The sequence below is a fragment of the Pseudoalteromonas sp. S3260 genome (assembly GCF_005886925.1).
GTDB lineage: Bacteria > Pseudomonadota > Gammaproteobacteria > Enterobacterales > Alteromonadaceae > Pseudoalteromonas > Pseudoalteromonas tetraodonis.
Genome location: NZ_PNCV01000016.1, coordinates 19,472 through 41,361, shown reverse-complemented (window position 1 = coordinate 41,361; position 21,890 = coordinate 19,472). Strand labels below are relative to the sequence as shown.

Here is a 21,890-nt window from a genome sequence, read left to right as displayed (position 1 = left end):
GCGAGCCCTGTTTTGTATTTATAACTTATTATTTTTTATCAAAAGCGCGTTTCATGTAATTAGGTGTTGCGAGTGCACCGTGATGAATGCCGCCATTGTAGTATTCACTATGCTCAGCAATTATGGCTGCGCCGTCTTCTCTAAAGCCATTAAATGCTTCAGATTTGCGAGCTAGCGTCACTGACCATAACCCACTTGGGTAAATAGGTTGTGGGAATGGAAGAGTTTGTAAATCGTTAAAACCAACACTTAGCATAGCTTCGCGCATTTCAACCAACAGTGGCATATGCATTAATGGCGATTCACTTTGTTGTACCAGTATTCCACCAGGGCGAAGTGCGTTTAAACAGCTAGTATAAAACGCATGGTTAAATAAACCTTCACCTGGGCCTACCGGATCAGTACCATCAACAATTACTACATCAATAGACTCACCAGCTGCTTCGCGCATGTATTTAATGCCATCGTCAAACATCACAGTAGCACGTGGGTCGTTATTTGATTCACATAACTCAGGGAAGTACTTTAACGACATTTGGGTAACCACTTCGTCAATATCTATTTGTGTAACAGTTTCTACACTTGGGTGCTTGAGCACTTCACGTAATGTACCGCAATCGCCGCCACCAATAATAACTACGTTTTTTGGGTTTGGATGCGCCAGTAATGCTGGGTGGCTGATCATTTCGTGGTAAAAAAAGTTTTCACGGCTACTTACCATAGTACAACCATCAATGATCATTAAATTACCAAAGTCTGTGGTTTCAAACATTTCTACTTTTTGAAAAGGAGACTGTTTTTCATCTAACTTTTTGTTAATACGTAATGAAAATGCGCTGCCATCTCGGTCGCTAATTTCAGTAAACCACTTACTTTGATCTAAATTTGCCATAGTTGTTGTTACACTTTTGGTTGAGTATGAAAAAAAGGAGGCAATTCTGCCAGTGCTTGGCCTATTGCTCAATCAAATTTTACTCTCTTTAGCGAATAAAGTTAGCTATAAAGAGGGGAAAGTTCAATTTTTGTTAGCTTAGCAGATAGTGACGTATTAAAATGCCCCTTTACACCTAATTTAATAAAGAAGAGTTGCCATGACTTGGGGTTTAGAAACAGCACGTGCTACATACAATGTTGCTCATTGGAGCGATGGTTATTTTGATATTAACGCACAAGGTGAGTTGATAGCCTATCCTGATGGCGACCAAACAAAACCTGCCATTTCTTTAAGTCAGCTTACTGAGCAATTTAAGCAGCAAGGGTTAACATTGCCCGTACTGGTGCGCTTTACTGATATTTTAAAAAATCGTGTCGATACGCTCACCAATGCCTTCACTCAAGCGCGCACTAACCGCGAATATAACGGCAAATACACCTGTGTTTATCCTATCAAAGTAAACCAACAGCGCTCTGTTGTGAGTAAGTTATTAGCTCACCCAAGTGGCTTAGTGGGACTTGAAGCCGGTTCTAAGCCTGAACTAATGGCCATTTTAGGGGTGGCGAAAGAGCCTATTACAATTGTATGCAACGGCTACAAAGACAGTGAGTTTTTACGTTTAGCCTGTATTGGTCAAGCAATGGGACACAGCGTTAAAATTGTGGTTGAAAAACTCTCAGAGCTAACCACATTGCTTGAAGAAATTGATAATTTAGGCATTGAACCGGCTATTGGAATTCGTATTCGCTTAAATTCGGTTGGCAAAGGTAAATGGCAAAATACCGGTGGTGAAAAAGGTAAGTTTGGTTTAACTGCAGGGCAAGTACTCAGTGCAGTGGAAGTACTTAAGCAACATAACAAATTGCATTTAATGCAAATGGTGCATTTTCATATTGGTTCTCAAATCGCCAATATTCGTGATATTCATCGTGCCTTGCGCGAATGTGCTCGCCATTTTGCTGAATTAACTCAATACGGTGTACCGCTAAATACGGTTGATGTGGGTGGCGGGCTTGGCGTTGACTACGAAGGCTCAGGCTCACGCAGTGCCTGCTCAATGAACTACACAGTCGAAGAATACGCGCGTAACGTAGTGAATGCATTTGCCGATGTGTGCGATCAGCATAACTTAACGCACCCTGCTATTATTACCGAATCTGGCCGTGCATTAACGGCTCATCATGCAGTGTTGATCACTGATGTCATTGATGTAGAAAAAGCACCGAATCATTTAAACCCAGAACCGCCATTGGAAAACAGCGCATTAGTGCTAGATGAAATGTGGCAATGCTTACAACGTTTGAACCCACGTATGGCACTTGAAATATATCATGATGCTATGCACTTATTTAGCGAAGCACACGATCAATACGTGCATGGTTTAGTGAGCATGCTAGAGTGGGCGAAAATAGAGCAGCTTTACTTTACGATTTTACACCGAGTTCGTGCATCGTTAAGCGTTAACGCACGTGCTCATCGCGAAGTGCTAGATGATTTAAACGAAAAACTAGCCGATAAACTGTTTGTGAATTTTTCATTGTTTCAGTCATTACCTGATGTATGGGGTATTCAGCAGTTATTTCCGGTCATGCCCATCGAAAACCTAACGCAGCCGCTTACTCAGCGCGCGATTATCCAAGACATTACTTGTGATTCTGACGGGCAAATACGTGAGTACGTTGAAGGTGCAGGTATTGAAACTAGTTTACCTATCCCTGAATATACACAAGGTCAGCAGTATCATATTGCCATGTTTATGGTGGGGGCATACCAAGAGATTTTAGGTGACTTACATAACCTATTTGGTGATACCGACTCAGTCCATGTTGAGCTTAATGAGCAAGGATATGTATTAACCAATGCCATTAAAGGTGACAGCGTTAAGGATGTATTAAAATTTGTTGATTATGATAGCGAGTTATTAGCTGATAACTTTGCCACTCAAATTAATAAACTTGATGTATCAGAACACTGTAAAGAAGGGTACCTAGCCGAGCTCAATGCAGGGCTTGAGGGCTACACCTATTTTGAAGATTAATTTAGTTGCATAGTTAAGCGCGGTCTTAGTGGCTGCGCGATGTTTAAAGGAATAGAAGTAATGTCAGTTATTCGCAGTGTATTTAGTATTTTCTTTTATACAATAAACACTCTTTTTTGGTTTGTGCCTATTTTTATTTGTGGCATCGTTAAGTTAATCCCAATCAAACCACTACAAAAATTAATGAGCTGGACGGCCAAGCAATGTGCCTCTATTTGGGTGACCTTCAACACGTTAAATCAGACGTTATTAACGCCAACTAAACTTAATGTTATTGGCCTTGAAGAGCTTAAATCAAAAGATTGGTACCTAGTCATTGCTAACCACCAAAGCTGGGTGGATATTTTAGTGTTACAGCGGGTGTTTAACCGAAAAATACCTTTTTTGAACTTCTTTTTGAAAAAAGAGCTTATTTACGTACCTGTTTTAGGTTTGTGTTGGTGGGCACTCGACTTTCCTTTTATGACCCGTACCAGTAAAAGCCAATTAAAAAAGAATCCTAAATTGCGTGGTAAAGATTTAGAAACCACCCGTAAAGCCTGTGAAAAATTTAAAGAAATGCCAGTCAGTGTGGTTAACTTTGTTGAAGGGACGCGTTTTACAGCGCAAAAGCATGCGCGTCAAAATAGCCCGTTTCCTCACTTACTTAAACCGAAAGCGGGTGGTGTGGCGTTTGTGATGCAAGCCATGGGTGAGCAAATTTCTAAAGTGGTAAATGTCACTATTCATTACCCTGAGGGCATTCCTACCTTTATGGATTTTGCAGCCGGTAAAGTAAAACACATTGATGTACATGTTGAAGTAAAAGGCGTTAGTGACGACTTAATTGGTGATTACACTAATGATCCTGACTTTAGAGTACGTTTTCAAAGTGAATTAAATCGCGTGTGGGAAGAAAAAAACCAGACGTTGGTCAATCTCAAACAAAAATAACAAAATGAGCTGACAGTTATGCTAAAAAAATGGTTACCTAATTGGTTAAATGGCTTAATTGTTGGCTGTGTTTTATTTGCTAATTTAATAATATTTGGCGCATTAGTGCTTACCCTAGGGTTAGTTAAATTAGTGCTGCCCATACCCGTAGTGAGTAAATTATTACACAGTGCGTATAAAGGGTGGTGCAAAGGTAACCGCTTAGGGCTGTGGTTAGGCTGTAATAATATTAAAGTTAATATTAGTGGGGAGGTAAACGCCAACAGTTGGTATTTGCTAATCAGTAATCATATTAGCTGGCTTGATATTGCAGTATTGAGCTCGTTGGATGCATTGCCAGCCCCTAAGTTTTTTTTAAAAGATGAGCTTAAATACGTGCCATTTATTGGCACTGGTGCGTGGGCGATGGGTATGCCCTTTATGAAACGGGTGACCAAAGCGCAATTGGCTAAAAATCCGAATTTAAAAGGCTTAGATGTCGAGCGTACTAAGCGCAGTTGCCGTAACTTTCGTCATCATCCTACAACCATAGTTAATTTTGTAGAAGGTACGCGTTTTACTGCGCAAAAGCACCAGCATCAACAAAGTCCTTTTCAGTATTTATTAAAACCTAAGGCTGGTGGAACTGCTTTTGCCTTAGAGGTTTTAAACGAGCAGTTTGACGCTATGCTTAACACCAGTTTAGTGTATAGCGGTCAGTCAGATCATGTGTGTCGTAATATTTTAAAAGGCGAGTTGGAGTCTATTCATATTACTATTGAGGTTATGCCAATAAATACACAGATGATTGGCAGTTACCAAACCGATAAGGCATTCAGGGTCCAGTTTCAGCAATACTTAAATAACTTATGGACAGTAAAAGATAAGCAATTAAGCGCTATTCATATTCAACAAGCTAGTACTGAATTAACACCCAGTAAGGAAATTGAAATACCATGAACAAAACACACCTACAGGAGCTAATTACTCCTTGGTTTGAAAAAGTCCCCGATGCTTTTTTTCTCAGTGCAATCACCGCCTCATCAATTGGCATTCTTTCATTATTATTTGTTTACTTATTTACTCGTCGCTTAATGTTACCGGGTATTCAAAAGGTGGTGACTAAACTCTCTCCTGAGCGTATTGGTTCATTGTCACCTATGTTAACTAAGCTGAATAAACGAATTGCTTGCTTGTTATGTTGTGTACTTTTTTTAGCCACATTTGATAGTGTTTATCCGGTTAATGCAATTGCTCAAGAGATCCTTAAAACCATTGGCCAAGCATTATTAATTATTTATATTGGTTTTATTATTAGCAGCATAGTGAGCATTGCTGGCGCTATTTATAACCAATTAGATTTTGCTCGCGAAGTACCTATTCAAGGCTTAATTCAAGTGGTTAAGCTGATCACCTTTATTGTGTGTTCAATATTAATTGTTAGTATTGTGCTTGAAAAATCGCCGACTTATATTCTTTCTGGTTTTGGTGCGATCGCCGCTGTTACTTTATTAGTATTTAAAGACACCATATTAGGTTTTGTCGCCAGCATTCAAATTGCCGCTAATCGTTTAGTGACCTATGGGGACTGGATCCAAGTAGATAACTACGGCGCCGATGGCGAAGTAATTGATTTAGGACTTAATACTGTAAAAGTGCGTAACTGGGATAACACCATAACGACCATCCCTACTTATATGCTGGTGGCCGGTTCATTTAAAAATTGGCGCGGTATGCAAGAATCTGGTGGGCGACGCATCAAGCGTTCTTTAAACATTGATATGAACAGCATCTTTTTAGTTGATGACGATTTTAAAGCGCAAATAGAAGCGGCTATACCACTGCAAGAATATATTCGACTAGGCACCCTTCCCGATCCGGTGTCGAACTTAGGGCTATTTCGTCGCTATGCAGAGGGTTACTTAAAACAACACAGTAAAATCAATACCTCGCTCACACTTATGGTGCGTGAACTACAACCGCTTAATCATGGCTTACCGATTGAGTTTTACTGCTTCAGTGAAGACAAACGTTGGATATCGTACGAGCACTTACAAGCTGAAATTATGGACCATTTACTGGCTGTATTACCAGTGTTTGGGCTGCGCGCTTATCAAAGTGTCAGTGGGCAATTAAGCCCAGCTGACGGGGCCAATATGGCAGGTAAACCCAGCATTAAAGTGCCCAATAATGCTGTCCAAGGCCAACACCAATAAACAATAACAATAGCCACCAAATAGGTGGCTTTTTAATACGTAACCATGCAAACGCAGCAATCACTAATGCAATTTGCCAAATATTGCTTACGGCAGAAGTCCAAATGGGTGAATATAATGCAGCTGCCAAAAAGCCAACTACAGCAGCATTAAGCGCTGCAATTGAGCTGGCAAAGCGAGGATTACTGGCCAAGTTTATCCAGCTTTTTTGAAATGCCAGCATCAGTAAAAAACCGGGTAAAAATATCAATAATGTTGCGATTAGCGCACCCACTAATGGTTGTGCAGAGTTCAATTGTGCCCCCAAGTAGGTGGCGATAGTAAACATTGGGCCAGGAACGGCTTGGGCACTGGCGTACGCAGTTAAGAATTGATCATTACTCAGCGTTGGAACTCCCGCTTGCAAAACAGGTAATACAACGTGTCCACCACCAAATACCATGGCACCTGCTTGGTAAAAAGGCGCGAATAACGCAGCGTTTTCGCCAAGTGGGATAAAGCTGATGGCAAGTAGTAGTGCAAATAAGCCAAGAGCGATCCAATTGATGTTGGTTTTTTCTCTGCTAACATTTTCTGTAGATTTAGCTAAGTTAAGTAAAGGCCATAAAGCACCGATAATGGCAGCGGTTACTAAAATGGCGATTTGAGTGCCCAACATAGGAAATAAAATCAGTGCTAAAGTACTCATTATTGCCAGAAGTTTAAGTACCGCACTGGTGCAAAAGCTTTTCGCCATACTAAAGGTCGCATCAGCAACAATAACCACGGCAAATAGTTTCAAACCTGCAATAATAGCAAAATAAACAGCATCAAACTGATGTGCACTTATTGCAATTAGCACCATGATCAAAAACGAAGGCAGGGTAAAGCCTATAAACGCAGCGATACCACCGAGTACACCAGCACGTTCTACGCCAATAGCAAAGCTAACCTGACTTGAACCAGGGCCAGGCAGAGCTTGACTTAAGCTAATTAGCTGCGCGTAACGCGCTGTACTTAACCAGTGAAGCGAATCAACAAAGTGGTGCTTAAAGTAACCTAAATGGGCGGCAGGGCCGCCAAAACTCATGCAGCCAAGCAAAAAAAACTGCCTAAAAATCGCAATTAACATAGTGTCCATCGCCTTTTGATAAATCATAAAATTGTCACAAATAAGTATGACATTTTTATGAAACGCTATCACTACTTCCTTATTTTATAGGCAATATCAACGCTTATACATTGTTCTTCATTGTTGGTTCATACATATATTTGCATAATCGCAATAATAAATTCTAAATGAATAGGAAATTACCATGATGTTAACTAAATCACTTTTAAGTGTCACTGTCGTTGTTGTATTACTTTCTGGCTGTGAAATGAATAACACAGGTAAAGGTGCCGCTATTGGTGCAGCCGCGGGTGGTATTTTAGGTAAAGCTACAGGTAATCATAAAGATAAGCGTATTTTTATTGGTGCAGCTATTGGTGCGCTAGCGGGTGCTGCTGTAGGTGATTACATGGATAAACAAGAAGCTGCTTTTCGTGATGAGTTAGCGGGTTCGGGAGTTGAAGTGGTTCGTGAAGGCGATAATTTACGCTTAGTGATGCCCTCTAATATTACGTTTGCGACTGATCAATCTTATATTTCATCGGGCTTTCATGACACTCTAAATGCGATAGCAAGTGTAATGAATAAATACGAAAAAACCTACTTAAGTGTTGAAGGTCACACCGACAGCACGGGCAAAGATAGTTACAACATGACTCTTTCAGAGCAGCGTGCACAAAGTGTAAAAAATTACTTAGTGAACCAGCAAATTATGGCGGCACGAGTAAGCACGAGCGGCTATGGCGAATCACGCCCAATAGCGATTAACGATACCGCGAATGGTCGCGCGCAAAACCGCCGCGTCGAAATTCAAATAGTGCCTAATACACAAGGTTAATAGCTAAAACCGCGCAAATGCGTGGTTTTGTATATTTTAATGGCACTTTTGCCTGCGTTAGCTGTCACAAATAGTTCTTCGATAAGGACATATTTATGGCAGCGTGGCGCACGGCAATTATTTTATCGGTATGTTTACATGGATTAGTTTTGTTTTTTGTTGCCTCATTAAAAGCACCTAAAATAAAGCCGCCACAATCAATCCCCATTAAAGCTTATATGGTAAGTGTGCCAGCTAAAATTAAAGCAACACAACAAGTCCCTCAACAACGCGTTCATACAAATAAAAATACAGAAATTAAATCTATTGAGCCTATTAATGCAACCCAATCAAAACCACTAAATATTAATTATAAAAAAACAGAGAAAACGACTAAGCCGCTAAATACCATCACGAAAAATACTCAGCCTGTAATTTTAAAGCCTTACAAAAAGATCGATTTAAACAAAGGACTCAACAGTATTTTAAAGCAACAAACTGGCTATTCTGATACTGCAAAGAATGACCCTCAGAAAAAGCGCATCACAGTCCCAAAAGAGCATGCAGGTAAGGTAAAGCCACTGTTAAAAATCGAGCAGCAAAATATGCAATTTACCACTTACCGACGAGGTGATAGCTGTTTTAAAAAGGTATCTATTGGTGCTGGGGTTATGCCCAAAAAGGACTTGCCAGAGAGTTATATCGTTGGTGTAAAGTGCGATAAAACCAAGCTAACAAAGGCTTACGATACCGCAATGAATAAATGGCTTCATAAAAAGTAACTACTAAAGCGCAATTAATCTAGATTAAACTGTAATTCACATAGTTTTTGATACAAAGGGTTACTTGCCATTAATTGCTGATGAGTGCCTGTAGCTTTTATTTCGCCATTTTCCATTACCACAATCATATCGGCATGTTTTACCGTGGCCAGTCTATGGGCAATAATCAGCGTTGTTCTATTTTGCATTAAGTGTTCAAGTGCGGCCTGAACATGATGCTCGCTTTGCGCATCAAGCGCGCTGGTAGCCTCATCAAGTAGCAGTATTTCTGGGTCTTTTAAAATGGCGCGAGCAAGAACAATACGCTGCTTTTGCCCACCCGATAGCCTTACACCTTGTTCACCTAAGAAGCTGTTATAGCCTTGTGGTAACTGTTTTATAAATTCATCAGCATGGGCATGTTTGGCGGCCGTATAAACTTGCTCGTCACTGGCGCTTGGGTTTCCATAGCGAATGTTATGCATAACATCAGAGCTAAATAAAATCGGGTTTTGTGCCACCATCCCCATTTTGTTACGCAAGGTGTTTAATGACAACTGTTTAATATTTATATTATGAAACTTAATCGCTCCGCTGGCTGGATCGTAAAAGCGCTGCAATAGTTCAAATAAGGTAGTTTTACCCGCACCGGAAGGGCCAACAATAGCCACAGTTTTACCTGTTTCAATATTTAAGCTGATATTATTTAATGCGCTTACATCTGGGCGAGAAGGGTAATTAAAACTAATACCTTCAAGTGAAATTGCACTGTTGCTGGTTGTTGTATGTAACTGATCATCTTGTGGAATTTCGGGGTTTTGTATTTTACTTTCAACCGCAAGTAGCTCGAGTAACCTTGCTGCTGCTCCTGCTGCGCGCTGTAGTTCACCATAAACCTCTGCAACGGTCGCTACCGACATGGCCACCATAATGGCATAGAACACAAACGCGCCAAGTTCACCGCCCGTCATAGTGCCTGCTAACACATCACTACCGCCTACCCAGAGCATGGCACTAATAGCACTAAAGGTAAGAAAAATAACAGCTGCAATTAAAAACGAACGTTGTTTAATTCGGCTTTTAGCCATATTAAATGCCTTTTCGGTTTCAAGCGCAAAAGCAGATTGTTCTTGTTGTTCGTGGCTATAACTTTGTACCACTTTTATGTTTTGAATGATCTCACCCGCGTAGGTGCTTATATCGGCAATCGCATCTTGGCTGGAGCTTGCTAGTTTGCGTACTTTTTTTCCAAAAACCAACATAGGCACCAGTACTAAAGGGACGCAGGCCACAACGACCAAGGTAAGCTTTAAATTAGTAACAAGCAGCATAATTAAACCACCAACTAACATTAGCGCGCTTCGCAGTGCCATAGAAAATGACGATCCAATAATAGATTGTAGTAATGTGGTGTCGGCGGTTAAACGCGACATCAGCTCGCCGCTACGATTTTCTTCAAAGTAACTCGGGTGCAAGGTAACAATACGATTAAACACGGCTTTTCGAATGTCGTTACTGACTCGTTCGCCAATCCACGACATTAAATAAAATCGGCTGAATGTACCCACTGCCAATAAACTGATCAAAGCAATTAATACCAACACAGCTTGTTGTAATTGCGCTTGCGAGCCGGCAATAAAGCCATGATCAATCACAAATTTAACGCCTTGGCCTAGCGATAAATTAACCCCTGCGGTGGCCAGTAACGCCACTAAAGCCCCTAAAACTACCCATTTATAAGGCTTAATAAAATTGAATATAGGGAATAAAGCGCTAAAGGCGGCTTTATCTGAAGCAGGCTTGTCTGTAGGCATAGTAGATTCTTATTGATGATTAAGGTATAGATATGGCATCAATAGATTAAAAATCAATAGTATTAAAAATCATCAATAAGGAAAAATTATGACAACTAAACAGGTAACAGGCGAGTTTACCGTTACATTAGCGCCTATAGAGGGGTATGCACACGGGCAGCAAGGCGTTAATTTAGGTCGTATGTCGATTGATAAACAATTTACTGGTGGCCTAACCGCAACTAGCCAAGGTGAAATGCTCAGCGCCATGACCCCCACTCAAGGCAGTGCCGGTTACGTGGCTATTGAGCAAGTAATAGGCGAACTTGATGGTTTGCAAGGTGGTTTTGTATTACAGCACTTTGGGCTGATGGACAAAGGCCAAGATAGCTTGATTTTAAAAGTTGTCCCCGACTCTGGTACCAATGAGCTCGCAGGATTAACAGGCAGTATGGCGATACGAATAGAGCAGGGTATTCACCATTATGATTTTGAATACAGCCTATAAAGCAGGTATTTATAATGCAAAAAGTAATCGAATTCAGAAAGGCCCGTTTTTTGGGTGGGGTAGATATAGTCGCACTAAATGATCGCATACTGGAATTAAACCAAGATGGCTGGAAAGTAATAAACGCAGTGCCATTGACAGGCTTTTATGGGCAAGTGCATGGTTATGCATTACTTATTGAAAATGAAGAAATATAAGGGTTACTAATGGCATTATCATTATGGTTTAGCTTAGCACTGGTGTGCATGATGGGGGCGATGTCTCCCGGGCCCAGTTTAGCTGTGGTATTAAAACATAGCTTAAGCGGTGGCATGAAAAATGGCATGCTGGCAGCGTTAAGTCATGGTTTTGGAGTGGGCTTATATGCCGCAGCTTCACTGTTGGGGTTAGGCGCATTGATGTTGCAGTTTCCTACTGTGTACCAATTTTTAGTGTACTTAGGGGCAGCCTATTTAGCATATTTAGGTTTGAAAATACTATTTTCAAAGCCCAACGACAGCGAGCTAAACATTCAGCAAAGCGACATGAGCAGCTCTAAGGCGTTACAAGATGGCTTTGCCATTGCATTTTTAAACCCCAAACTAGCAATTTTCTTTTTGGCGTTATTTTCACAATTTATCGACCCAGAGAACCTTACTTTAAATATTGGCGTTATTATGTGCTTAACGGTTTTTGTGATAGATACAGGCTGGTATTTATTGGTGGCTTTACTTACTGAGGTGTCTAAAAAGCGCTTTGGTTTTACTAAATCATCCCCTTGGCTTGATAAAATATTAGCGGTGGTTTTTATAGGGTTGGCAATAAGAGTGGTGCTTATGGTGTAGTTTATTCAATTTTAGCAATCCTTACCGCTTACCTTAAAAACTGTTTTAGTAATTTTTAATGCTCCTGTGAAATAACGACGTGTGGCTGACTTTTCCTTTTAGTTGGTCGATATATTTTACGTTATCCACATGATCGCAGCACTTCATGACTAAGTTCCTTTCCTTGCTAGCTATTGCCCTTGCTGGTGCATACGTATTCATTACACTTGATTTACTTTTTGGTTACACTTTATTGGTTTTATTTTATCCACAAATTAAAAATAAACAGCACACAATTATAAAATCAATAGGGTAGGAAGCTCATGGGGAAATTTAAACTGAGTGCATTAATGCTCGCAATGTTTGCAGCCAGCAGTGCATTGGCCGCAGCTGAAAGTGAGGCACAAGCAACAGTCAATCCACAGTTAGATGAGGATTTAGAAGTTATTGAAGTAACCGGCTTTAGCCGAAGCTTAATTCAATCACTTAACCAAAAACGTTTTACAGATACAGTGTCAGAGCAGCTATCTGCCGATGATTTAGGAGCGTTACCTGATGTATCAATGGCAGATGCACTAACGCGATTACCAGGTATTTCAGCTGTAAGAACCGGTGGTCAAGCCGCCGAAATAAACATTCGTGGTATGTCGGGTGGGTTTGTGTTTTCAACCCTAAATGGCCGTGAGCAAGTATCCACCAGTGGTAGCCGCAGTATTGAATTTGATCAGTACCCGTCTGAATTGATCAGCTCAGCAGCCGTGTATAAATCACCAAAAGCTTCGCTTATTGAAGGCGGTGTTGCGGGTACGGTAGAGCTGCAAACAGCCAGCCCGCTTGATAATGAACAGCAGCATAAGTTTGTGGTTAACGCCAGAGGTATGTACAACGACCGAGCGTCTGAGGTGAACGATGCCACTGAGTTTGGCGATCGCATTAGCTTTTCCTATCAAGGAAAATATTTAGATGACACGCTAGGTGTTGCGCTTGGCTATGCGCGCTTATTTCAACCTAGTGTAGCAACACAGTTTATTGGCCTCGCTTATAACGATAATAAAGATATAGATGGCTTGGCAAATGATACTAATGGCCCTGAAGTAAACCCAGAAAACGAATACATTAGTGAAGGTTTTGAGCTCCAGCATTTAGGTGGTGAAGAAACCCGTAACGGTTACATGGCAGCAATTGAATGGATACCTGTAGATAACTTTAAGCTAAAGGGTGATGTGTTTTTATCACGCTTTGACACTGAGTCATTTGCCCGTGGTTTACGAGTGAAGTTAGGCGGCCCAACGGCCACTTATACAAACGCTCAGCTAGAGGGCAATTCAGTGGTTGGCGCCTCTGTTAATCGCACCTCAAAAAGCTATACCCGAATTGAAATCGTTAACGATGATAACCAAGACTTTGACGAAGTAGACAGTTACGGCGTTAACGCGGACTGGCAAGTAACAGAGCGTTTAAACGTCAATATGGATGTGTCTTTGTCGCGAGCAAAGAGTAATTTTCGCAATGGTTTATTGTGGGCATTGGTTGCCGAAGATGCGACAGCGCAAGAGCCAGTGTTAGATAAAAACGTATCAATAAACTATCAGCTTAATGGTTTAAATTTACCGGATGTCGGCTTTAATCAAGCAGCTGCATTTAGCGATATCGACCGGGTAATGGTAAGTAAATACGGTATTTATCCATATCAAAATGAAGATGAAGTAAGTGCTTATCGACTTGATTTTAAATACGAGTTGGATAACAGCTGGTTTAGCTCTGTGGAATTTGGTGCGCGTTATTCAGATCGCGAATACAGCAACAATCGTTCGGTGTTTGAATACGGCAATGACGGTGATTTCTCAGCAACTGAGCCGCCACTGCGTTTAACCAATGACATGGTAAATGTTGTTGATTGGGAAGGCGAGTTTAGCTACTTTCCATCGTATTTAGCGATTGATGTAGATAAAGCGCTCAATGCGTGGTTCCCAGAAGGTGCGCCTACACCGGTTACCACCTGGGGTAACGCTGATGGGGTGGTTGACCCACAAGGTTACACCACAAACTATTCATGGACTATGTTACAAAGTGGCTCAGTGTATGAGGAAGTGCTGTCAGCGTACGCTATGCTTAATATTAATGCTGAGATTGGCAATATGCCCGTGCTGGGTAATATTGGTATTCGCCGTGTCGATACCGACCAATCGGCCACGATTTTAGAGAACGTCAACGGGGATTTAGCGCTGGGCGCACAAAATATTACCGATAGCATCGGCATTGTAAATCAAAACTATCTACCTAATGTGCTTGGCACTACTTACACCGACTACCTACCATCGCTTAACTTAAACTTTCAGTTAACTGATAACACGCAATTGCGTTTAGCGGCGGCTAAAGTGATGTCGCGTCCGCCAATAAACCGTTTAGCGGGGGACGCCAGTGCGCAGGCAGATAAAACCACCGGTAAAATAAATGGCTCAAGTACTAACAACCCGTTCTTAAAACCATTTTATGCTGACCAATACGATATCTCTTACGAGCATTATTTTGATGAATCAGATGGTGCGCTTGTTGTAGCCGGTTTTTATAAAAATATAGATTCGTTTATCGATACGATTGCAATTGAGGGATTTGATTTCAAAGGCAATGGTTTTAACGTCCCCGAGTATATTGAAAACCCAGTCAGTGGCGAGCAAGTAGCCACCACTAACGGCACTTACACAACGGCGGTAAATAACGCTAATGGCGGTTATATTCGCGGTATTGAACTTGCCTACACGCAAGTATTTTCGTTTTTACCCGCGCCGTTTGATGGTCTTGGGTTTAACGGTAGCTATTCATACACCGAAAGCGAAGTTGAATCTATCACCAGCTTAGGTGGTGAAACAGTTACACAAGGCTTACCTGGTTTGTCTAAAAATGTGTTAAACGGCACTTTATTTTATAGCTTAGATAATTTTGAAACCCGCCTTAACGTGCGCTATCGCTCAGACTTTGTGTCAGAGCAAGTGGCTATTAATGAACAAGTGGTAAATTTTGACGCCGAGACCGTAGTCGATTTTCAAACCTCTTACCAATTTACAGACTCATTTGGCATGTTGCTACAGGTTAATAACCTCACCGATGAACCCACTCAAAGCTACTTTGGAAATGAAAGTATTACTGGGACTACCCAGTACTTTGGACGTCAGGTTTATTTAGGTTTTACCTATAGCCATTAATGCAAATTGGAGCATACATAATGAATATAATAACTAAAATGACTCATTTGCTATTCGCAGTGAGCTTAACGTTACTGTTTGGCTGTGGTGGTTCAGGTAGTAGCGATGTAAAAGCAGGGCAAACTCTTTTAACGTGTGATGTACCACAAGTTCCTAACACCGAAGGGACTCAATGCGTTGATCCCGAACCTATCTCTTGCGACGCACCGTTATTTCCTGATGCGAACAATGAAAGCTGTATCAATGGCTATAATCCGGACTTACCTGATCCGGTTGTGTTCGCTGGGGAGAATGAAGCCGTATTATTTTATAAGCGCCCTGAAAATGAAGGGTACGAAGGCTACCGCTTACATTCATGGAATACCGACGGTTGTGATGCTTATGCGCCGCCGTTTGATGCTACTGATTGGGCTGATGGTCACGAATATGACGGTATTGATCCAAATTATGGTGCTTACTGGATTGTGGCACTCAAAGACGGTTACACCGAGTGCGCTAATTTCATCATACATATTGGCACAGAAGGCACCGGCAAAGCCCATGGTGATGTGGATTTAACTATGCCACTGATGCAAGACGATGAGCGTTTTGTGCGTATGAACTTTACCTTTGACGGTGAGCCATCTGTATTTGAGTTCCCAGTTGCAAGCTTAGGTGAACGCCCGGTTGCGATTGATGGCGCATCAGCACATTGGATTGATTTAAATACAGTATTGTATAAGCCAAGTAATGAGCTTACGCAAATCATTAAGTTACATTCTTCTGCAACTGCTGACTTGGTGGTTGATTTAGACACTGGGCTAAATGGTGAAACCGTTGAGCTTACAGCAACCGAGTTAAGTGATGAGCAAGCTGCAAAAGTACCACACTTAACGGATTGGACTGCTTATCAAGGCAGTTGGGATGCGGACGCTGCAAAGCAGCTTATAAAGCAACAGCTTGTTGTTGCAGGCTACGATGCGGACGGCAAGCTACTTGAAGCCAGTTTAGTGCAAACAGCAAAAGCCCTTGATGCACTGTACACCCAAGGTGAAAGTGACGCGAATGAAGCCATGTTAGGCGTGCATTATAATAACAATGCAATTGATGTTTCAGTTTGGGCACCCACCGCTAGCAATATGATGATCAATGTATTTGACGCTGATAAAGCACAAGTACATAGCACCGCCATGACGTTAGACAACAATACCGGTATTTGGTCAGTCAGTTTAGACAGCCAATACGACCGTCATTATTATCGCTTTGCGTTTGATGTCTATCACCCAACCACTAAAGCAATTGAAAGCTTATGGAGTACCGACCCTTACTCACTCAATGTATCGAGTAATGGGCTTTATTCACAGCTGATAAACTTGAGCGATGACGACACTAAACCAGAGGGCTGGGACGAGCGCATTGTGCCAACAGTGGCTAACCCAGAAGATGCGGTTATTTATGAAGGCCATGTACGTGATTTTAGTGTTCGCGATCAGTCAGTGAGCGAAGCAAATCGCGGTAAATACCTGGCATTCACTGAACTTGAAAGCGTGCCAATGCAGCACCTTAAGCAATTAGCTGATAAAGGCTTAACACACTTTCATTTACTCCCAGTGACTGATATTGGCACTATTGAAGAAGATGCTTCAGAGCGTGTTGAAATCACTGACACCTTAGGTAAATTATGTGAGCGTATAAACGATGAAGCAGATGCCTGTAAAATCGAAGATAAAAACAGCATCATTGTTGATATTATGCAAAGTTACCTACCTGGCTCAGATGATGCACAAGCACTAGCCAGTGCGATGCGTGATTTAGACGGCTTTAACTGGGGTTATGACCCTCATCACTTTATTGCGCCTGAAGGTTCATATGCATCAAGCAGTGAAGGTATTGCTCGTGTACTTGAAACACGCGCCATGGTGCAATCATTACAAGAAGTAGGACTTCGTGTGGTACTTGATGTGGTCTATAACCACACAACATCATCAGGCGTCTGGGAAAAATCAGTCTTCGACAAACTAGTGCCTGGTTATTACCACCGTTACAACGAAGTATCTGGGGCGATTGAACGCTCAACGTGCTGTGAAAACACAGCAACTGAACATGTGATGATGGACAAATTCGTTACAGATTCAATGGTTATTCTTGCTCGCGACTTTGGTTATGACAGCTTCCGTTTTGATGTAATGGGGCATATGCCTAAGTCATCCATTTTAGCTGCGCGCGAAGCGGTGCAAGCGGTTGACCCAGATAACTACTTCTACGGTGAAGGTTGGGACTTTGGTGAAGTGGCTAATAACCGTTTGTTCACTCAAGCTAAGCAAGCTGATATGGCAGGCTCCGAAGTGGGCACATTCAATGACCGTATTCGTGAAGCCGTGCGCGGTGGTGCAATGTTTAGTAATAACCCGACAGATGGCAATCTAGCGGAGCAAGATACCTTACGTTTATCGCTGGCGGGCAACTTACAAAATTACATTCTTAAAGATTTTAAAGGTAATTCGGCAAAAGGTAATAGCTTTAGCTGGAACACGCAACCAACAGCTTATGCGTTAGACCCAGCAGATAGCATTAACTACGTATCAAAGCATGACAACGAAACACTGTGGGATCAGTTGCAATATAAGCATGCATCAAGCATGAGTATTGAGCAACGTGTGCGTGCGCACAACATGGCGTTGTCTATTCCACTTATGAGCCAAGGCATTCCGTTTATGCAACTGGGTGCTGATTTACTGCGTTCTAAGTCAATGGATCGTGATAGTTATAATGCCGGTGATTGGTTTAATGCTGTTGATTTAACCAAAGAGAATAATAACTGGAACATTGGTCTACCTAACGCAGAGAAGAACCAAGAAAAATGGCCTGAGATCATGCCTATTTCTGCTAACTCTGATGCACAGGCAATGCCACAAGATATTGCTTATGCAGGCGATGTGTTCCAAGAGTTTTTAGCAATTCGCAGTAGCAGCCCATTATTTAGATTAACCACCGAACAAGATGTAATTGACCGTGTGGGCTTTCATAATGTAGGTGAAAACCAGCAGCATGGTTTGATAGTAATGAGTATTGACGATGGTGAAGGTCTCGTTGATTTAGATATCGCAGTAGATGCTGTTGTTGTTGTTATTAATGCGACGCAGCAAGCACTTTCACACACGGTACTCACGGCTACTGGGTTTGAATTACACCCAACTCTTAAAAACAGTGTAGATAGTAGCATGACGGAAGTGAGTTTTACGGCCAGTGAAACCGACGGCACGTTCACTGTGCCTGCTTACACTATGGCTGTGTTTGTTAAACCACAAGGCGAGAGCCAAGGCGCTGGCTTGAGTGCTGATGCAACTGTTGGTGCGCCAGATATCGTCCCTTATGGCAGCACTGAGGTGTATCTTCGTGGTGATTTAAATGAGTGGGGGCTCTCTGATCAATTTGAATATGTTGGCAGTGGCGAGTATCAAATTATGAAGGCGCTGACAGCTGGGGAGAGCTTTGGTTTCAAAGTTGCTTCAGAGAGTTGGAACCTCGTGAATTTTGGTGCTAATTCAGAGCAAGAGGCTGTTGTTCAATTGGGAGTAGAAAAACAACTTAGTTTTAATGGAGCTAATATTAGCTTTACGGCAGACACCGCAGATAACTATTTGTTCTCGTTTAATGCTTCAGATAAAGAAAACCCAACTCTGACAGTGGTAAAAATAGGGCCATTTGGAAATGTGTCGTTATATTTACGTGGCAGTTTAAATGACGCTGGTAGTTTGTGGGGGACAGACGATCAATTCACATACAGTGGTGATGGTTTATATACTTTTTCCAAACAGCTAAGTGCACAAAGTGATGCATATGAGTTTAAAGTTGCTACCAGTGATTGGAGTACTGTCAATTTAGGAGCTGGTGGAGATAGTTCAGAAGTAATATTAGGGAGTGAAACACCTTTAGCGGCTTCTAATAATAACTTGAGCTTGTTAATTGAAACCGAAGGAGAATATCGCTTTGTGGTTAATGCAAATGATCTCGAAGCGCCTTTTATTATTGTTAACTTACAATAAGCTTTCACTAAGATAGCCGAAGCCGAGTTTTATACTCGGCTTTTTTATTATAGTTGCATTCAGCCACAATATTCCCTAGGTTAATAGAATAAATATCAAGGAGGTTATGAATGTCTGAGTTAGCCCTGAAAACCGCAAGTTTTAACCCTAAAGTAAAATCTTACTGGATCACGCTAGGGGTTATTACCTGCTTAGTGTGTTTGGTTGGTATCCCATTGATTCCAATCGTAGCCTTAATAATTTGGATCGTGGCAGGGCGTATGCTTAAAGCAATGTCAGCTAACTTATTAGAGCGTAAGCTAGTAGTAAAACGCGGTGTGTTTTTTAAAGAAGAAAAATCGATTCCGCTTGAAAAAATCACTGATGTGGGATTAAGTCAGGGGCCATTAATGCGACTATTTGGTTTATACCGCTTAAGCTTTGAAACTGCAGGGCAGTCTGGTCACGGTGCATTAGTATCGTTACTTGGGGTAGTTAATGCCAGTGAATTTCGTGAAGCCATTTTAACTCAAAAAGATAACCTCACTTCAGATCAGCCAGCCCAATCTAATAACGATGAACCACAAAGCCAAGTAGAGCTCATCCGCTCGCTTACCTACAGCGTAAAAAACATCGAGCAAATGCTAGTTACACTTCTGGAAGAGAAAAAATGATTAGGTCATATAGGGAGCTAAAGGGAATATGGTTAAGTAAGGATTGCTTTTGGCTTGTTTATTTGTAGGCGCCATCCGATGACGCCTACAACATGCTAACCCTAAGTATCTCCATTATTAGTGCTCGAAATATACGAGGACATTGATGATGACAGATTTCTATCTAAAGCATTTTTTAAGCATTGGGAGACTGATGGCGCTGATATTTTATAGTGATTTAATGCAATACCGTCTAAATAAGTTAAATAAGGGTTTACCGATAAACTGAACGCACCTAACTCTTTTATCCACTTCGCTAAAAAAATAACACGGTATTGCCCGTCGCTTCCATTGTTAAGATTAACTTCTAAATTTAAATTCTTACTCACCTCACTCCACGGACTCTGATACAAGGTCTCACCAACTATGATCGGTTTTGATGTAAAAAAGCTATCAGGATTTTTAATATTATTTTCAACTTTATGATTTACCCAGTTTTGAATTCGAGATGATGTATATTCTTCAAATACAGCCTTTACTGCATTATTTACATGGGAGGGGCAGTTGTTTTGTCTATCTAGATGAGAAGACTGACTTATTTGATAAAGTGGCATTAGGCTTAGTTCAGTTTGAAGTGTGTGTTTAAATGTTGAGAAATGCTCATCAATTGCTTTTTGTTTAGATATAGCAATAAGATCATTTTTATTTAATATCGTAGCTTCTATATATTTATCTGACTCATTTTTACTATGATTTCCCACAAAAAATGCAAAGTGGTTGTTACCAGAGACATCCATCATAATAACTTTATGCGGATTTGAATCACATGTTTGATCAGCAATAGCAGCTTTTTGATCAGAGGGTGTAGTGTGGCATTGAGCTAATGGTACATTGCTTTTTGCTAGTTCAGAGGCTCTGTTATAATTACAATCTTCACATACCATTAAGGTAATGCTGTCATCAGCATTTACAGAGTGAGTAATACCGAGTAAAAATAGTAATAAAGCGGCAACTTTTTTCATAAAGTCTTCCTTAGACGGGTGTTCCTTTTTTATACACTAGCGTTGAAGTTTATTAATTTCAATCTTTGATTTTAATTAAACATAGTGTTCCTTTAAATTTGGATTATGTTATTTAAGCTCGGCGATCGGTTGATCGCCGAGTGATTTAATTTTTGGCCTTTAAAATGCCTGACAAACAGCTTCTGCTTTACAGGTAATAACTGTGACGTTTTCATAACCTACGCGTGTCAGTGCTTCAGCACTTAATGTTGCACGCGCACCACTAGCGCAATGTAAGTAAATAGGGCGTGCTGCGTCTTTTTCTATTTCCATTAACTTCATTTCAAGTAAGCCGCGCGGAATATTAATTGCGCCGGTAGCGGCTTTGGTTGCATGTTCAGCCGGTTCACGCACATCAATGAGTAATCCTTTGTTTTCACTGATCTCCTGTTTAGCTTGTTCGGCGTCGATACGACGTTGATTAGGCGTAATAATTTTTAGTAAATCGGGGATAGATGTAAGCATGGTGATTATTCCTTAAAGCCAAGTTTGCGTAATAGAGTGATCATTGGGCACCAGCTAGTAAAAGCTGATTGAATTAAGTTTACAGCGATAAAAGCGGTAAAGTATATCCACTTCGGATCGTGATACGTTTGCAAAAGGATTGATACAACAATCATGATGCCAGCGATAAGACGAAGTGCGTTATTGAGTTTCATAATAGTAGGTCACTTATTTGATTGAGTACAGAGCTACTATATTAGATATTGTTAAATTAGTAAATTCTAATGTTAGACATTTCTTATCTAGCAATTTATACTAAGTGCATATTTTAGAATAAGAGCATAGTATGAAAATTGACTTTACAGCGATGGCGACTAATGTAGATCAAGCTGAGCAGCTATTAAAAATATTAGCGAATAAAAATCGACTAATGATTTTATGCTCATTACAAGATACCGAAATGAGTGTGTCGCAGCTTAACGAAGCCGTACCGCTAGCGCAGTCTGCGTTATCGCAGCACCTAGCGGCACTGCGCAAAGCCAATGTAGTGGCTACTCGCCGCGAAAGCCAAACTATTTATTACCGCGTGATTGATCAAAATGCCGTGCATTTGTTAGGCACATTATATGGACTGTTTTGCAAGGGCTAAAAGT

Annotated in this window: 19 protein-coding genes; 13 read left to right on the top strand and 6 right to left on the bottom strand. The window is 41.1% G+C overall.

The features are described from left to right. Positions 1-28 precede the first annotated feature (28 nt). A complete protein-coding gene (gene speE, locus CWC14_RS03700; protein WP_076922748.1) occupies positions 29-892 on the bottom strand; it encodes a polyamine aminopropyltransferase in 864 nt (287 codons plus the stop codon). Positions 893-1,091: 199 nt separating this feature from the next. Here speE and speA point away from each other — a divergent pair, with 199 nt between their 5' ends. The 4 genes from speA to CWC14_RS03680 are packed head-to-tail and all read left to right on the top strand — an operon-like array spanning position 1,092 to position 6,100. Beyond that, complete coding sequence (speA, locus tag CWC14_RS03695; RefSeq protein WP_028834838.1) at positions 1,092-2,972, top strand: biosynthetic arginine decarboxylase; 1,881 nt, start codon at positions 1,092-1,094, stop codon at positions 2,970-2,972. Positions 2,973-3,032: 60 nt separating this feature from the next. After that, a complete protein-coding gene (gene yihG, locus CWC14_RS03690; protein WP_138561348.1) occupies positions 3,033-3,905 on the top strand; it encodes a 1-acylglycerol-3-phosphate O-acyltransferase, YihG family in 873 nt (290 codons plus the stop codon). 18 nt (positions 3,906-3,923) lie between these two features. Beyond that, the gene (gene yihG, locus CWC14_RS03685; RefSeq protein WP_138561346.1) at positions 3,924-4,844 is read left to right on the top strand and encodes a 1-acylglycerol-3-phosphate O-acyltransferase, YihG family; all 921 of its coding nucleotides are present in this window, start codon (positions 3,924-3,926) and stop codon (positions 4,842-4,844) included. After that, positions 4,841-6,100, top strand: coding sequence for a mechanosensitive ion channel family protein (locus tag CWC14_RS03680; RefSeq protein ID WP_138561344.1), 1,260 nt, complete (start codon positions 4,841-4,843; stop codon positions 6,098-6,100). Before yihG (CWC14_RS03685) ends, CWC14_RS03680 begins: the two co-directional genes overlap by 4 nt. On the opposite strand, the gene chrA is transcribed toward CWC14_RS03680, so the two are convergent. After that, a complete protein-coding gene (chrA, locus tag CWC14_RS03675; RefSeq protein WP_138561342.1) occupies positions 6,060-7,211 on the bottom strand; it encodes a chromate efflux transporter in 1,152 nt (383 codons plus the stop codon). The genes CWC14_RS03680 and chrA overlap by 41 nt on opposite strands. Before the next feature lie 184 nt (positions 7,212-7,395). Between chrA and CWC14_RS03670 the strand changes: the two genes are divergently transcribed. Both CWC14_RS03670 and CWC14_RS03665 read left to right on the top strand, forming a co-directional pair. Then, positions 7,396-8,028, top strand: coding sequence for a YiaD family glycine zipper/OmpA-like lipoprotein (locus CWC14_RS03670; RefSeq protein ID WP_138561340.1), 633 nt, complete (start codon positions 7,396-7,398; stop codon positions 8,026-8,028). Positions 8,029-8,123: 95 nt separating this feature from the next. Further along, on the top strand, positions 8,124-8,789 hold the full coding sequence (locus CWC14_RS03665; protein WP_138561338.1) for a hypothetical protein: 666 nt from the start codon (positions 8,124-8,126) through the stop codon (positions 8,787-8,789). 14 nt (positions 8,790-8,803) lie between these two features. Here the strand turns inward: CWC14_RS03665 and CWC14_RS03660 are convergent, their stop codons facing one another. Beyond that, positions 8,804-10,582, bottom strand: coding sequence for an ABC transporter transmembrane domain-containing protein (locus tag CWC14_RS03660; protein WP_138561336.1), 1,779 nt, complete (start codon positions 10,580-10,582; stop codon positions 8,804-8,806). 88 nt (positions 10,583-10,670) lie between these two features. On the opposite strand from CWC14_RS03660, the gene CWC14_RS03655 reads away from it, so the two are divergent. The 6 genes from CWC14_RS03655 (at position 10,671) to CWC14_RS03630 (ending at position 19,753) form a co-directional block, all read left to right on the top strand. Further along, entirely contained in the window at positions 10,671-11,069 is a 399-nt protein-coding gene (locus CWC14_RS03655; RefSeq protein WP_064662881.1) for a DUF3224 domain-containing protein, read from the top strand. 14 nt (positions 11,070-11,083) lie between these two features. After that, positions 11,084-11,266, top strand: coding sequence for a hypothetical protein (locus CWC14_RS03650; RefSeq protein ID WP_008467291.1), 183 nt, complete (start codon positions 11,084-11,086; stop codon positions 11,264-11,266). Positions 11,267-11,275: 9 nt separating this feature from the next. Next, positions 11,276-11,893 (top strand): LysE family translocator, encoded by a 618-nt coding sequence (locus CWC14_RS03645; RefSeq protein ID WP_008467290.1) that lies wholly within the window; start codon positions 11,276-11,278, stop codon positions 11,891-11,893. A 302-nt stretch (positions 11,894-12,195) separates the two neighbouring features. Next, entirely contained in the window at positions 12,196-15,075 is a 2,880-nt protein-coding gene (locus CWC14_RS03640) for a TonB-dependent receptor (protein ID WP_008467286.1), read from the top strand. A 20-nt stretch (positions 15,076-15,095) separates the two neighbouring features. Continuing rightward, a complete protein-coding gene (locus CWC14_RS03635; protein WP_138561334.1) occupies positions 15,096-19,100 on the top strand; it encodes an alpha-1,6-glucosidase domain-containing protein in 4,005 nt (1,334 codons plus the stop codon). A gap of 110 nt (positions 19,101-19,210) precedes the next feature. After that, positions 19,211-19,753, top strand: a complete 543-nt coding sequence (locus CWC14_RS03630) for a PH domain-containing protein (protein WP_008467282.1) — start codon at positions 19,211-19,213, stop codon at positions 19,751-19,753. Between the two features lie 101 nt (positions 19,754-19,854). Here the strand turns inward: CWC14_RS03630 and CWC14_RS03625 are convergent, their stop codons facing one another. From CWC14_RS03625 to CWC14_RS03615, 3 genes are all read right to left on the bottom strand, one after another. Next, the gene (locus CWC14_RS03625; RefSeq protein ID WP_138561332.1) at positions 19,855-20,754 is read right to left on the bottom strand and encodes a hypothetical protein; all 900 of its coding nucleotides are present in this window, start codon (positions 20,752-20,754) and stop codon (positions 19,855-19,857) included. A 159-nt stretch (positions 20,755-20,913) separates the two neighbouring features. Beyond that, positions 20,914-21,258: a rhodanese-like domain-containing protein gene (locus CWC14_RS03620; protein ID WP_008467278.1), complete on the bottom strand. Its 345-nt coding sequence runs from the start codon at positions 21,256-21,258 to the stop codon at positions 20,914-20,916. Positions 21,259-21,263: 5 nt separating this feature from the next. Continuing rightward, positions 21,264-21,452: a YgaP family membrane protein gene (locus CWC14_RS03615; RefSeq protein WP_008467276.1), complete on the bottom strand. Its 189-nt coding sequence runs from the start codon at positions 21,450-21,452 to the stop codon at positions 21,264-21,266. 131 nt (positions 21,453-21,583) lie between these two features. Between CWC14_RS03615 and CWC14_RS03610 the strand changes: the two genes are divergently transcribed. Then, positions 21,584-21,886 (top strand): ArsR/SmtB family transcription factor, encoded by a 303-nt coding sequence (locus tag CWC14_RS03610; RefSeq protein WP_008467273.1) that lies wholly within the window; start codon positions 21,584-21,586, stop codon positions 21,884-21,886. Positions 21,887-21,890 lie beyond the last annotated feature (4 nt).

Excerpts from the sequence above, each read along its gene's own strand:
- speE (WP_076922748.1), bottom strand. The coding sequence starts at position 892 with ATGGCAAATTTAGATCAAAGTAAGTGGTTTACTGAAATTAGCGACCGA.
- speA (WP_028834838.1), top strand. The coding sequence starts at position 1,092 with ATGACTTGGGGTTTAGAAACAGCACGTGCTACATACAATGTTGCTCAT.
- yihG (WP_138561348.1), top strand. The coding sequence starts at position 3,033 with ATGTCAGTTATTCGCAGTGTATTTAGTATTTTCTTTTATACAATAAAC.
- yihG (WP_138561346.1), top strand. The coding sequence starts at position 3,924 with ATGCTAAAAAAATGGTTACCTAATTGGTTAAATGGCTTAATTGTTGGC.
- CWC14_RS03680 (WP_138561344.1), top strand. The coding sequence starts at position 4,841 with ATGAACAAAACACACCTACAGGAGCTAATTACTCCTTGGTTTGAAAAA.
- chrA (WP_138561342.1), bottom strand. The coding sequence starts at position 7,211 with ATGTTAATTGCGATTTTTAGGCAGTTTTTTTTGCTTGGCTGCATGAGT.
- CWC14_RS03670 (WP_138561340.1), top strand. The coding sequence starts at position 7,396 with ATGATGTTAACTAAATCACTTTTAAGTGTCACTGTCGTTGTTGTATTA.
- CWC14_RS03665 (WP_138561338.1), top strand. The coding sequence starts at position 8,124 with ATGGCAGCGTGGCGCACGGCAATTATTTTATCGGTATGTTTACATGGA.
- CWC14_RS03660 (WP_138561336.1), bottom strand. The coding sequence starts at position 10,582 with ATGCCTACAGACAAGCCTGCTTCAGATAAAGCCGCCTTTAGCGCTTTA.
- CWC14_RS03655 (WP_064662881.1), top strand. The coding sequence starts at position 10,671 with ATGACAACTAAACAGGTAACAGGCGAGTTTACCGTTACATTAGCGCCT.
- CWC14_RS03650 (WP_008467291.1), top strand. The coding sequence starts at position 11,084 with ATGCAAAAAGTAATCGAATTCAGAAAGGCCCGTTTTTTGGGTGGGGTA.
- CWC14_RS03645 (WP_008467290.1), top strand. The coding sequence starts at position 11,276 with ATGGCATTATCATTATGGTTTAGCTTAGCACTGGTGTGCATGATGGGG.
- CWC14_RS03640 (WP_008467286.1), top strand. The coding sequence starts at position 12,196 with ATGGGGAAATTTAAACTGAGTGCATTAATGCTCGCAATGTTTGCAGCC.
- CWC14_RS03635 (WP_138561334.1), top strand. The coding sequence starts at position 15,096 with ATGAATATAATAACTAAAATGACTCATTTGCTATTCGCAGTGAGCTTA.
- CWC14_RS03630 (WP_008467282.1), top strand. The coding sequence starts at position 19,211 with ATGTCTGAGTTAGCCCTGAAAACCGCAAGTTTTAACCCTAAAGTAAAA.
- CWC14_RS03625 (WP_138561332.1), bottom strand. The coding sequence starts at position 20,754 with ATGAAAAAAGTTGCCGCTTTATTACTATTTTTACTCGGTATTACTCAC.
- CWC14_RS03620 (WP_008467278.1), bottom strand. The coding sequence starts at position 21,258 with ATGCTTACATCTATCCCCGATTTACTAAAAATTATTACGCCTAATCAA.
- CWC14_RS03615 (WP_008467276.1), bottom strand. The coding sequence starts at position 21,452 with ATGAAACTCAATAACGCACTTCGTCTTATCGCTGGCATCATGATTGTT.
- CWC14_RS03610 (WP_008467273.1), top strand. The coding sequence starts at position 21,584 with ATGAAAATTGACTTTACAGCGATGGCGACTAATGTAGATCAAGCTGAG.